Origin of the sequence: Nitratireductor sp. (genome assembly GCF_017794765.1) — a bacterium.
Taxonomy (GTDB): Bacteria; Pseudomonadota; Alphaproteobacteria; order Rhizobiales; family Rhizobiaceae; genus Nitratireductor.
In genome coordinates, this window is the sequence record NZ_CP051236.1 from 1380297 (window position 1) to 1393118 (window position 12822).

General features: G+C 61.0%; 11 protein-coding genes. 5 read left to right on the forward strand and 6 right to left on the reverse strand.

The genetic code is table 11. From position 1 onward, the window contains the following. Positions 1–74 precede the first annotated feature (74 nt). The 5 genes from HF949_RS06525 to aceA all read right to left on the reverse strand — a co-directional run bounded on the left by HF949_RS06525 (position 75) and on the right by aceA (position 5191). Positions 75–1361 (reverse strand): NAD(P)/FAD-dependent oxidoreductase, encoded by a 1287-nt coding sequence (locus HF949_RS06525; RefSeq protein ID WP_292899190.1) that lies wholly within the window; start codon positions 1359–1361, stop codon positions 75–77. An 8-nt stretch (positions 1362–1369) separates the two neighbouring features. Further along, positions 1370–2803 (reverse strand): glutamine synthetase family protein, encoded by a 1434-nt coding sequence (locus HF949_RS06530; protein ID WP_292899192.1) that lies wholly within the window; start codon positions 2801–2803, stop codon positions 1370–1372. A gap of 71 nt (positions 2804–2874) precedes the next feature. After that, a complete protein-coding gene (locus tag HF949_RS06535) occupies positions 2875–3333 on the reverse strand; it encodes a response regulator (protein ID WP_292899194.1) in 459 nt (152 codons plus the stop codon). A 286-nt stretch (positions 3334–3619) separates the two neighbouring features. Continuing rightward, positions 3620–3865, reverse strand: coding sequence for an SMc00767 family acetate metabolism repressor (locus HF949_RS06540; protein WP_292899196.1), 246 nt, complete (start codon positions 3863–3865; stop codon positions 3620–3622). A 36-nt stretch (positions 3866–3901) separates the two neighbouring features. Beyond that, positions 3902–5191 carry an isocitrate lyase gene (gene aceA, locus HF949_RS06545; RefSeq protein WP_292899198.1) on the reverse strand — a complete coding sequence of 430 codons (1290 nt, stop codon included), beginning with the start codon at positions 5189–5191 and terminating at the stop codon, positions 3902–3904. Between the two features lie 327 nt (positions 5192–5518). On the opposite strand from aceA, the gene HF949_RS06550 reads away from it, so the two are divergent. Beyond that, positions 5519–6964, forward strand: coding sequence for a helix-turn-helix domain-containing protein (locus tag HF949_RS06550; protein ID WP_292899200.1), 1446 nt, complete (start codon positions 5519–5521; stop codon positions 6962–6964). Between the two features lie 5 nt (positions 6965–6969). Here HF949_RS06550 and HF949_RS06555 read toward each other — a convergent pair whose 3' ends face one another. Beyond that, complete coding sequence (locus tag HF949_RS06555; protein WP_292899201.1) at positions 6970–7947, reverse strand: NADPH:quinone reductase; 978 nt, start codon at positions 7945–7947, stop codon at positions 6970–6972. 109 nt (positions 7948–8056) lie between these two features. Here HF949_RS06555 and HF949_RS06560 point away from each other — a divergent pair, with 109 nt between their 5' ends. From HF949_RS06560 to HF949_RS06575, 4 genes are all read left to right on the forward strand, one after another. Next, the gene (locus HF949_RS06560; RefSeq protein ID WP_292899203.1) at positions 8057–9523 is read left to right on the forward strand and encodes a glutamine synthetase family protein; all 1467 of its coding nucleotides are present in this window, start codon (positions 8057–8059) and stop codon (positions 9521–9523) included. A 119-nt stretch (positions 9524–9642) separates the two neighbouring features. After that, the gene (locus HF949_RS06565; RefSeq protein ID WP_292899205.1) at positions 9643–10740 is read left to right on the forward strand and encodes a polyamine ABC transporter substrate-binding protein; all 1098 of its coding nucleotides are present in this window, start codon (positions 9643–9645) and stop codon (positions 10738–10740) included. 24 nt (positions 10741–10764) lie between these two features. Continuing rightward, positions 10765–11904 (forward strand): ABC transporter ATP-binding protein, encoded by a 1140-nt coding sequence (locus HF949_RS06570; RefSeq protein WP_292899207.1) that lies wholly within the window; start codon positions 10765–10767, stop codon positions 11902–11904. 6 nt (positions 11905–11910) lie between these two features. Next, a complete protein-coding gene (locus tag HF949_RS06575) occupies positions 11911–12822 on the forward strand; it encodes an ABC transporter permease subunit (protein WP_292899209.1) in 912 nt (303 codons plus the stop codon).

Sequence of the window (12822 nt, forward strand, 5' to 3'; positions counted from 1 at the left end):
CTTGCAAGCGCCTACATCCCTCATGGTGAGCTTGTCGAACCACGCACAGCATCAATGCAACGGGAGTTTCGAGCCTAAAGCCGATCGCGCAGGGCGTACCAGTTGAGGGCCAGGAACATCAGGATCGGGCGCAGGCGCCGTCCGCCGGGGAAGGCCGGTATCCTGAGGTCCTCGAAGAGGCGCAGCCGGTCGCGGTTTCCGCACACGGTTTCGGCATAGAGCCTGCCGACGAAGTTCGAGAGCATGACGCCATGGCCCGAATAACCGCCAGCGGAGATCACGTTGGGCATGACCTCGCGCACGTAGGGTTTTCTGGGCATAGTGATGCCCACATAACCACCCCATGCATGGGTGAGCTCCACATCGCTCAGGGCCGGATAAAGCTCTGCGATCTGGCGGCGGATGTGCTGGTGGATCGCCTTGTCTTCACCGGGAGCATAGATCTCGCGCCCACCGAAGAGCAGCCGGCCATCGGAAGATCGCCGGAAATAGCGCACCACAAAACGGGAATCGTCCGCCGCCTCGCCTCCCGGCAGGACCGGGCTGTCATCGCCGAGCGGGGGTGTCGCACCGATGAAGGAGCCGATGGGCATGACATGCGCCGCACTTTTCGGTTCCAGGTCGCCGCCATAGGCGTTGGTGGCGATCAGGCATTTCTCCGCAGTGATCGTGCCGCTGGGAGTCTCGATGCGAAGACCGCCTGCATCTGAGGAAATCCGCGTGGCTGGTGTTTTCTCGAAGAGCTGTGCGCCAGCCTCTGCCGCCACGCGCGCTGTGCCGACCACCAGTTTGAGTGGGTGGATGTGGCCTGTGCCGGTGTCGCGGGTTCCGCCGAAATAGCGTGTGGAGCCAAGGCGTCGGGCGGTCTCGGCCTCGTCCATATAGGTGATGTGCTGATAGCCGAAGCGGTCGCGCATGATATCTGCGTGCCGACGGTATTCCTCAAGATAGCGCCTCTTGTGAACCACCGACAGCTGGCCGGGCCGATAGTCGATCTCAATGGCGTTGGCAGAAGCGAAGTCGAGCAGATGCGCCTTGGCCTCTTCGGCGAGATCAAACAGGGCTTTTGCGCGGGTCAAGCCGAGTTCTGCTTCCAGCTCCTCGGCCCAGGCGCGCTGGCCTGTGCCGAGCTGTCCGCCATTGCGGCCTGATGCGCCGTCACCGAAACGGTGCGCCTCGATCAGAGCAACATTGACGCCCGCCTTGGCGAGATGCGCCGCAGCGGAAAGGCCGGTGAACCCACCACCGATGATGGCAACATCGACGCGGCGGTTGCCATCAAGTGCCGGATATTCGGGACGCACGCCAACGGTCGCTTCATACCACGAGAGGCCGGGCGATATGGGCGACTGGTAGGCCATCGGTTCGCCTAAACGTTGAGCAGCAGGTATTCGCGCTCCCACGGGCTGATGACCTTCATGAAGGTCTCGAACTCGGCCCGCTTGATCGCCGCGAAGGTGGAGACGAAGGGCGCACCGAGCATCTCCCTCAGGCTTTCGTCATCCTCAAACAGGGCAACGGCTTCCAGAAGGCCGCGTGGTAGTTCGATCTCGTCCTGATTAACTGCGGTGCCGGCGGGGGCATCGGGCTTGTTCTTTTCCAGAATGCCGACAAGGCCGCAGGCAAGCGAAGCCGCCAGTGCCAGATAGGGGTTGGCGTCCGAGGAGGGGATGCGGTTTTCAACGCGCCTGGCGGCGGGATCGGAACGTGGCACACGGAAGGCCGTTGTGCGGTTGTCATAGCCCCAGCGTGTATTGACGGGAACCGCGGTGCCCTGGGTGAGGCGACGATAGGAGTTGACATAGGGCGCGAGCATGATGAGCGCATTGGGGATATGTCTTTGCAACCCGCCGATGAAATGGCGGAACGTGTCCGTCTCTTCGCCCTTTTCATCGGAAAAGACATTCTGGCCGGTATCGAGCGACACCACCGACTGGTGGATGTGCATGGCAGAACCCGGCTGGTTCTGGATCGGCTTCGCCATAAAGGTGGCGTAGGTATCGTGCTTCAACGCCGCCTCACGAATGGTGCGCTTGAACATGAAGACCTGATCGGCAAGCTCTATCGGGTCGCCATGGCGCAGATTGATCTCGAGCTGGCCGGCACCTTCCTCATGGATCAGCGTATCGATCTCCAGACCCTGACCCTCGGAGAAGTGATAGATGTCATCGATCAGCTCGTCGAATTCGTTGACGCCGGCGATTGAATAGCCCTGACCGCCACCGATGGGCCGGCCGGAGCGCCCGACCGGAGGCGTGAGCGGATAGTCGGGATCAGGGTTCTTGTCGACCAGGTAGAACTCGATTTCGGGGGCGACGATGGGCTTCAGGCCGTGCCTGGCATACTCGGCCACCACGCGTTTCAACACATTGCGCGGGCTGAAGGCAACATCGCGCCCGTCCTGGTGCACGAGGTCGCAGATGACCTGCGCGGTGGGGTCGGTTTCCCATGGCACACAGGAGAGGGTGGAAAGATCCGGTACGAGTTTCAGGTCGCCGTCATCTTCTGGATAGACAAAGTCACCGCTGTTTTCCGGGTATTCGCCGGATATCGTGGTCATGAAGACTGCCGAAGGCAGCGCAAGCGACGTATTGGATGTGAATTTCTTGGACGGCATCATCTTGCCGCGGGCAACGCCGGCCTGATCGGGGGTGATGCACTCGATGTCCTCGATGCCGCGCGATTCCAGCCAGGCCGTGGCCTGCTTCCAGTCCTTCACACCGCGAAGGTTCTTCAGAAATGCGGGCGCGCGTACGGATTCACCTCGACCGGCGCGGCGGGCTAGCTTCTTCCTGTCAGGCATCAATCACCAGGGATTATTGTTTGGATGCCGGAGTATAGACTTGGGTCTGAAGGAAAGGGAAGGGCCCAGTCTCACGGTTGAACAGCGGTCAACAGGCGCTGAATGACTGGTTGCAGCGCCTCTTGTGTCACCGGTCGGACAACCTGCGCATCTACATGATCAGCCCGCGGAGACGCGTCGAGGCGGGACGGGATGATGGTGATGACAAGAGGAAGCCGGCGCGGCGAGACGCTCCTGTGCCGTTGCAGATGCAGGAACAGCGTGTCCGTCATCTGCAGCTGCGCATCAATGTCGACGATCACGAGACCCGGACGGGAAAGCGGCGATGCTGCTGACAAAATGCGGCGCGCTTCCACCGGCTCCATTGCCTGAACCTTCAGATAGGCGCGCTGGGCAATCCGCGAAAGAACGATCCGATTGACTGGAGAAGCAGCGACCACCAGAGCCTGCGTCGGGTCGGCAACACAGGTCCCTGCCGCTGCGCCTTCCGTGTCGGCTGAGAGCCGGTCGATTGCCTCTTTCTGTGCCATTAGACGTTCGCCCGTCAAGTGGAATGCGGAATTCAATGCCCGGTTGAGTAGTGAGGGAGATAATTATTACTGTAGTTGCTAAGTCAAGTTAAAAATACGTCAGGATTAACATGTTCTTGTTTCGTCGTTTGGAACCGCACGGCCATCGGTTAAGCAGCGAAATCCATATCAAAAATTGAAGCATTATATTGTTTGATCATGGCGGGCGGACATCGTCCGTCAGAATAAAAAGCGCCCGCGCAGGAGACCTTGCGCGGGCGCTCGACTGGAGGTCGTCAGGCCGGTGTCAGGAGCCGGCCAGACGATTGGTGACGATGACCGGCACCAAAAGGTCGCCCCAGTTTCCCTCCCCGCCATGATGGCGTGCTGAGCGGACCAGTTCCACGGACACACCGGAATCGACCGCTTTCATGACCGACTGGTTGAGCCTGTGCAGATCGTTCGCCACCATGCGGATCAAAGCCTGCTGGTCGGATGACATGGCGCTCGCCTGTTCCTCCGCTCGTTCCTTGACGCGGGTGTTCGGTGTCATTTCCGTTCTCCTTTCCCGGCCCTTTCGGCCGTTGGGTTATTCCGCCGCCGGGCGGAATTGGGCAGTTTCGGTGGATTCCTGCATGGCGGTCGTCGAAGACTGGCCGCCGGTGATGGCCATGGACACGGCATCGAAATAGCCGGTGCCCACTTCGCGCTGGTGCTTGGTGGCGGTGTAGCCATTGGCTTCCGCCGCGAACTCTGCTTCCTGCAGCTCCGAGTAGGCCGCCATCTGGCGTTCCTTGTAGCCGCGCGCCAGCTCGAACATGCCAAAATTGAGCTGGTGGAAGCCGGCCAGCGTGATGAACTGAAACTTGTAGCCCATGGCTCCCAGCTCACGCTGGAACCTTGCAATGGTTGCGTCGTCCAGGTTCTTCTTCCAGTTGAAGGATGGCGAGCAATTGTAGGCAAGCAGCTTGCCCGGATAGGCCCGGTGCACGCCCTCGGCAAATTTGCGCGCCTGCTCCAGATCCGGCTTCGAGGTTTCGCACCAGATCAGATCCGTGTGCGGCGCATAGGCGATGGCGCGGGCGATGCAGGCATCGAGCCCGTTCTTCACGCGATAGAAGCCTTCGACCGTGCGGCCGGCCTCGTAATCGACGAAAGGCTGGTCGCGCTCATCGATGTCGGAGGTCAGAAGCTTTGCCGCCTCGGCATCGGTGCGGGCGATGACCAGGCTCGGCACGCCCATGACGTCGGCTGCCAGCCGCGCGGCATCCAGATTGCGGATGTGCTGGGCCGTCGGGATCAGAACCTTGCCGCCCAGATGGCCGCACTTCTTTTCGGAGGCAAGCTGGTCCTCGAAGTGGACGCCCGCCGCACCTGCCTCGATATAGGCCTTCATCAGTTCGAAGGCGTTGAGCGGACCGCCGAAGCCGGCTTCGGCATCGGCAACGATCGGCGCGAACCATGTGTCGACCGACAGGCCCTTGCCTTCCGCCGTCTCGATCTGGTCGGCGCGCTGAAGTGTGCGGTTGATGCGCTTGGCAAGCTCCGGACCCGCATTGGCGGGGTAAAGCGACTGGTCCGGATACATGGCCGAGGCGGTGTTGGCATCGGCTGCCACCTGCCAGCCGGAGAGGTAGATCGCCTTCAGGCCGGCGCGGACCATTTGCATCGCCTGATTGCCTGAGAGCGCGCCCAGCGCGTTGACGAAGTCCTCTTCGTGGATGAGCTTCCAGAGACGCTTCGCGCCTTCCTCGGCGAGCGTGTGACGGATGGCGACAGAGCCGCGCAGGCGCTGCACATCCTGCGGCGTGTAGGGGCGCTCGATGCCGTCGAAGCGGCCTTCCGCTGCGCCAGGAACAAGGTTGTAAAAATCCGTCATTATTGCCTCCGTACAGGATCTGTTTCGCTGGCGGAGCTTCTTGGCAGGGTGCCTTGGGGCTCCGATTTCGTTACAGGATTTACATTGCGGCGCAGCGAAAGCGGAGAGAAAACCGGATTTTCGTCGAAATATTCGTGTCAGCATGTCTGGAATTTGACAGAGCGGGCGTGTAAATTTGTAAATTATGTAAGGACTGGGTTGTGCAGAAGTTTTGTAAAGACGTGTAAAGCGGTGTCCGTTCCAGCATGGACCCTCGGGCTTGACACGAGGGTCCATGCCGGAACGGTCGCGTGTCGCCGGGGACGCGGAGAACAACGGGATTCGATCATGGCCAACCAGAAGATATTCGCCGGGCCGCGCATCAGGCGCATTCGCACAGCAAAGGGGTTGACCCAGACGGCCATGGCCGAAGGTCTGGGCATCTCGCCGTCTTATCTGAACCTGATCGAGCGCAACCAGCGGCCGCTCACGGTCTCGCTCATCTTGAAACTCGCATCCGTCTACAAGGTCGATCCCGATGAATTACAGGGTGGGGCGGGTCTGTCGCTGGCCGCGCTGCGCGAGGTGTTCTCCGATCCGCTTCTGGCCGGCGAACTGCCTGGCGAGCAGGAACTGGTGGATGTGTCCGAGGCTGCACCCAATGCAGCGACCGCGCTTGTAAAACTCTACCGCGCCTACCGCGAGCAGGCGGATCGCATGTCGGATCTTTCAGAGATGCTGGCGCGCGAAGGACGCACCACGGCAATCTCTGCGACACGTCTGCCGATTGACGAGGTGCGCGAGACCTTCGAGCGGCACGCAAACCATTTTGCCTCAATAGAAGAAGAGGCCGAGAGCTTTCACAAGTTGATCGCGCCGGCCGACGATCTTTCCGGCGCGATCCGGCGCTGGCTGAAACAGGAGCACGGCATCGTGGTGCGGCTTCTGCCGGTTGCGACCATGCCGAACTGGCGCCGGCGCTACGACCGGCACTCGCAGCGGCTCTTCATCTCTGAACGCCTTTCGCCGGCTGATCAGCTTCGCGAGATTGCCATGGAAGCATGCCTTCTGCGTATGTCGGTCGCGATCGCCGCGGAGATCGAGGGGTTAAAGCTGTCAAGCAATGAAGCAAGGCGTCTGGCGCGCTTCGAGCTCGGTCGCTATGCCGCGCATGCACTGATGATGCCGTATCACGCGTTCCTCTCGGCTGCGGAACGCGCACGCTACGACGTGGATGTGTTGAAATCGCGCTTCGGCGTGTCATTCGAGCAGGCGGCCAACCGGCTTACGACGCTCGCGCGGCCGGGTGCTTCGGGCGTACCCTTCTTCATGCTTGAGGTCGACCATGCGGGCAACCGTTTTCGCAAGGCGGGCGCGCTGGGCTTTCCGCAGGCGCGCTTCGGCGGCGGGTGCCCGAAACTTGCCGTCCATGCAGCATTCGCGCAGCCGGGGCAGGTGCTGGTCGAGGCGGTGGAAATGCCCGATGGCGCCGAATTCCTGACGGTCGCACGCACGCTGGAGGGGCCGCAGGGCGCTTTTGCCGAACGCCCGCGCCGGACGGCGCTTCTGCTGGGGTGCGATCTCGGATTTCGTGAGAGTGTGGTTTATGGCGATGCGCTGCCGGGTGCGCCGGGCAAGGCGGGAAGCGCGCCGACCCATGCGCTCACGCCGGTTGGGCCGGCCTGCCGTCTGTGCGAACGGGCGGGCTGCCTTGCCCGTGCCGAGCCGCCGGTGACAAGGCCGCTCGGGCTCGACGAAATGGTGACGGGTCTGAGCGCCTTCGATTTTCAGTGACGCGGTCAGGCGATGTCGAGCACGACATTGCCGACAACGTCGCCGCGTTCCACGGCTTCATGCGCCTTGACGATGTCGCGCAGGGCGAAGCGCTCGCCGATCGAATGTTTGAGCGCGTTTTTCTCAAGCATGGCTGTGAGTTGGCCGATCGCGGTCTCTCGCTCCCGCGCGAGCAGTTCATAGACCACAAAGACCTGCAGCGTCAGGCTGTTCCACAGCAATGTGGGAAACGAGACGGGTATGTCTCCGGCAAGGCTGGAACCATAGCAGACGATCTTGCCGTGGGGCGCCAGCGCGCCATTCGAGATGATCGCGGTGGTGGAATAGAGGTCCATATCAATGAGACCGTCCACACCCTTGCCTGTGGTAAGCCCTTTCACCGTGGCGGCCACGTCCTTGGCCTTGTAGTCGATCACGAAATCCGCGCCCGCGGCGCGGGCGTGGGCGGCACGACCGGGCGAGGCGGTGGCGATAACCCGCGCGCCGCGGGCTTTGGCGACCTGGGTGGCATAATGCCCCACCGAAGAGCCGGCGCCGGTGACGAGAATTGTCTTGGCCTTGACGGTCTCGAAGAGATTGACGGCATGCATGGCTGTCAGCGCGGGTATGCCAAGACAGGCGCCTGTCGCGTAGTCGACATTCGCGGGCAGCGGGACCGCCTGCGCTTCCGGCAGCACGATCGCCTCGGCAGCCGTGCCGAAGGGGCGTCGCCACTGGCCGTTCCAAACCCAGACACGCTGGCCGACGCGACCGTGATCCACGCCAGGCCCGACGGCGTCGATATCGCCTGCGCCATCGCTATGCGGAATGACGCGCTCGGCATTCAGAGGCCGGCCACGTCGCGCTTTTACATCGGACGGGTTGACGCCCGAGGTAACAAGCCGGACACGCACCTCGCCGGGCCCGGGCGCGGGAAGGGGCATGTCGCCCAGTTCCAGAACATCGCGCGCCGCGCCGTTGCGCTCATACCATGCTGCTCTCACTGCTCGCTCCCGCCCTGACACCTGCCGCGGGTCCGCCCGCTCCAGCCATTGACAAGGTTCGAAATTCCGGCGCAGGCTTTGTCATCCGCAACCATGACACAGGCCAGTCTTGAACCGCCCCGAAACGAATATCGATACAGAGGTTAAGCCCAGTCCTGCCGTTTCGCCAGAAGCTCGCGACGAAATTTCAACAGAAGTTGACCCTGCCTGTGGAGATTTCATCTCCGCCGATCATGAGGCCGAATACCGCGCCTTTGTCGAGGAGCATCCGGATCTGGAGGCGGTTGAGTTTCTGATTGTCGATCCCAACGGGATCATCCGCGGCAAATGGGCGCCCGGCGACAGCCTCAAAAAGGCGTTTCAGGAAGGGGTGAACTTTCCCATGTCGCTGCACGGCCTCGATGTGTGGGGGCGCGAGGTGGAGGAAACAGGGCTCCACATCGAAACCGGAGACAAGGACGGCTATTGCCGGGCAACGCGTGGGTCGCTTGCGATCGTCCCGTGGGCCAGGCGCAAGACAGCGCAGGTTCTGCTCCAGACCTTCACGCCGGAGGGGGAGCCCTTCATGGCGGATTCACGCCAGGTGCTGAAGCACAAGGTGGCGGAAGCAAATGCGAAGGGGTTCTTTCCGGTCGCGGCGTTTGAGCTGGAATTCTATCTGCTCGATCCGGAAAAGCAGGATCCCGCCGGCATGCCCACCCCCCTTGGCGCTGGCGAGGGGCCAGACCGGCTGCGCATGTACGGGCTCGACGATCTGGCGGAAAACGCAGCACTCTTCGACATGATACGCGACGCCGCCGACGCTCAGAACCTGCCGATCGACACGATCATCAAGGAGGCAGCACCCGGCCAGTTCGAGGTCAATCTGAAGCACCGGGCGGACCCTTTGCGAGCGGCGGATGATGTCATCCTTCTGCGTCGCATCGTGATGGGCTGCGCGCGCGAGCACGGACTGACCGCCACCTTCATGGCCAAACCCTTCATCGATCATGCGGGCAACGGCATGCATGTGCATACATCTATGCTCGATGCAGACGGGCAGAACGTGTTTGCCGGCGAGACGGGCCGTGAACGATTACTGTCGGCGGTGGCCGGTCTGATCGACAGCATGCCCGAATCGCTCATTCTCTACATCAATACATGGAATGGGTTCCGGCGCATCACGCCGGGATCCTATGCACCCACCCATGCGGTCTGGGCGGAAAACAACCGCTCGGTGGCCTTGCGAATTCCAGTTTCGACCGAGGAAAACAGACGCGTCGAGCACAGAATTTCCGGTGCGGATGCCAATCCGTATCTTGTCATGGCGGCGATTATCCAGGGCATGATTGAGGGGATCGAAGCGGGCGCGCAGCCGCCACCGCCGGTGGAAGGCAGCGCCTATGACGAAAGGGCGGATATCGGGAGAGAACTGCCCGACGACATGGATGACGCGCTGCAGCTTGCTCTGAAAAGCCGCTTCATCGATCGGGCGCTCGGTCCGCTTCTGGCGAAAGTCTATCGCGATCTGAAACGCGCTGAAATCGTCGCCTTCTGGAGTGAGATCACACCGCTGGAGCGCACCACTTATCTCTGAGCGCAAACAGAAATTTGCCGCTTGTCGCATCCCTGAAACGACAATAGGGTTGATGAAAACATGCGGGTGTCGGCGGCGATTTGTCTGCCGGCAAAATCAGTCCCCTGGGGAGAATTTCCATGCTGCGTAAAACCCTTCTAGCCTCCTGCGTTTCCCTTGCCGCGCTCTCTGTTTCGATGACGGCGAATGCGCAGGATCGTGTCGTCAATGTCTACAACTGGTCGGACTATATCGATGATTCCATCCTCGAGGATTTTACCGAGGAAACGGGCATCAAGGTTGTCTATGACGTCTACGATTCCAACGAGATCCTGGAAACCAAGCTGCTCGCGGGCGGTTCGGGCTATGACGTCGTCGTGCCGTCGGGCGAGTTTCTCGGCCGGCAGATCAGCGCAGGCGTCTTCCAGAAGCTCGACAAGGACAAGCTCCCTAACCTTTCCAACATGTGGGACATGATCAACGACCGCGTGGCGGTCTATGATCCGGGCAACGAATATTCCATTAACTATATGTGGGGCACGACAGGCGTCGGCTACAATGTCGGCAAGGCCGAAGAGATCCTCGGCACCTCCAAGGTCGATACCTGGGATGTGATGTTCACGCCGGAACTGGCGGCGAAGTTCAAGGATTGCGGCATCTATATGCTGGATTCAGCCAGTGAGGTGGTGCGCTCGGCCCTGATTTATCTCGGCCTCGACCCCAATGCGCCATCTTCGGACGATCTTGCCAAGGCGGAAGAGCTGCTTCTTTCGGTTCGCCCCTTTGTACGCAAGTTCCATTCCTCCGAATATATCAATGGTCTCGCCAATGGCGACATCTGCCTGGCGCTCGGCTATTCGGGTGACATTTTCCAGGCCCGCGACCGTGCGGCGGAAGCCGATCAGGGCGTAACCGTGGGCTATGCGATCCCCAAGGAAGGTGCTCTTCTCTGGTTTGACCAGATGGCCATTCCGGCCGACGCAAAGAACGTGGAAGAGGCGCACGAGTTCCTCAACTACATCATGCGTCCCGATGTGATCGCCAAGGCGTCCAACTATGTCGTCTATGCCAATGGCAACAAGGCCGCGCAGGCAGAGATGGACGAAGAAGTCGTGGGCGACCCGGCTGTCTATCCCGACGAGGCGACCATGGAGAAGCTGCAGGCGCCGCTCCCCTATGACATGCGCACTCAGCGGCAGGTGACGCGTATGTGGACCAAGGTGGTGACCGGCCAGTAGGCGGTTTCAGGGCAGGGGACGCCGATGAAGTCGCTCGGCAGCACACGTCGCAGCTTCGCACCCTGGGCCGATCCCCAGGCGAAGCCGTATATCTCGTTCGAGAATGTCACCAAGACGTTCGGCGATTTCACGGCGGTCGATGACCTGTCCCTCAGCATCTACGAGCGCGAGTTCTTCGCGCTCCTGGGCGCTTCGGGCTGCGGAAAGACCACGCTTCTGCGCATGCTGGCGGGGTTCGAGCAGCCCACTTCCGGCCGCATCTTCCTTGACGGGCAGGACCTTTCGGGCATTCCCCCGCACAGGCGGCCGGTCAACATGATGTTTCAGTCCTATGCGCTTTTTCCGCATATGACGGTGGAAAAGAACATCGCCTTTGGCCTGAAGCAGGATCGCATGCCGGCCGACGAGATCGCCGACCGGGTTGCTGCCATGCTGAAACTGGTGAAGCTTGAGCCCTTTGCCAAGCGCAAGCCGCATCAGCTATCGGGCGGTCAGCGCCAGCGTGTGGCGCTCGCCCGATCGCTCGCCAAACGGCCCAAGCTCTTACTTCTGGACGAGCCCCTTGGCGCGCTCGACAAGAAGTTGCGCGAGGAGACGCAGTTCGAACTGGTCGATCTGCAATATGATCTTGGCCTCACCTTCATGGTCGTTACCCACGATCAGGAAGAGGCCATGACGATGGCTGACCGCATTGCCGTGATGGACAGGGGCAAGGTCATTCAGGTGGCCACCCCAGCGGAGATCTACGAGGCACCGAACTCGCGCTTCGTTGCTGATTTCGTCGGCTCCATCAACATGTTCGAGGGAACCGTCACTGCATCCGACGGCGAGAGTGCGCGCATAGCCGATGCATCGGGGTTCGAGCTTTCGGTGCTCAATGGCGCGGGCGCCGAGAAGGGTGCGAATGTGTGGTTCGCCGTCCGGCCCGAGAAGATCGATATTTCCCGCAACCGACCGGAAGGTGCGATCAACGCGGTTGAGGGAGAGGTCTGGGACATCGCCTATCTCGGCGACATGACCATTCACCACGTCAAGCTGGATGACGGCCGTATCGTAAAGGCAAGCAGCATCAACCGAAGTCGTGCGGTGGATGATGTGCTGACATGGCATGACCGCGCCTGGATATCTTTTCCGGCCGATGCCGGCGTCGTGCTGACGCGGTAGCTCACGATGGCGCGTTTCGTCTCAGCAATCGCCGCCCGTTTCGTTATCGCGCTGGCCTATCTGTGGCTGCTTGTCTTCTTCCTTGCGCCCTTTCTGATCGTCTTCAAGATTTCGCTTTCGGAACCGGCACTCGCCATGCCGCCTTATCAGCCGGTTTTCGACCTTTTCGCCGGATTTTCGGCGTTTTTCGAGAAACTCCGCGCGCTTTCGTTCAGCAATTATCTTTGGCTGTTCGATGATCCGCTTTATGTGAATGCCTATCTTTCGAGCATCTGGATCGCCACGGTTTCGACCCTGATCACGCTGGCCGTGGGTTATCCCATCGCCTATGGCATGGCGCGTGCACCGGCCTCGATCAGGCCGACGCTCCTCATGCTGGTGATCCTGCCTTTCTGGACCAGCTTCCTGATCCGCGTTTATGCGTGGATCGGCATCCTGAAACCGGAGGGGCTTCTCAATCAGTTCCTGATGTTCCTGGGGCTGATCGACGAGCCGCTCGTCATACTCAACACCACGACGGCCATCTATATCGGCATTGTCTATTCCTATCTGCCCTTCATGGTGCTGCCGCTCTATTCGACGCTGGAAAAAATGGACGGATCGCTGATCGAGGCAGCGCGTGACCTCGGTTGCCCGCCCATGGCCGCGTTCTGGAAAGTGACGTTCCCCATGTCGCTGCCCGGCGTGGTGGCCGGCTGCATGCTGGTGTTCATCCCGGCGGTGGGCGAATTCGTCATTCCCGATCTGCTCGGCGGATCGAGGACCCTGATGATCGGCAAGACACTCTGGACCGAGTTCTTCAACAATCGCGACTGGCCGGTATCCTCTGCCGTCGCGGTGATCCTGCTTTTGATCCTGATCGTGCCGATCATGCTCTTCCAGCGCTCACAGGCGCGCTCACGCGAGGCGGGGAATTAG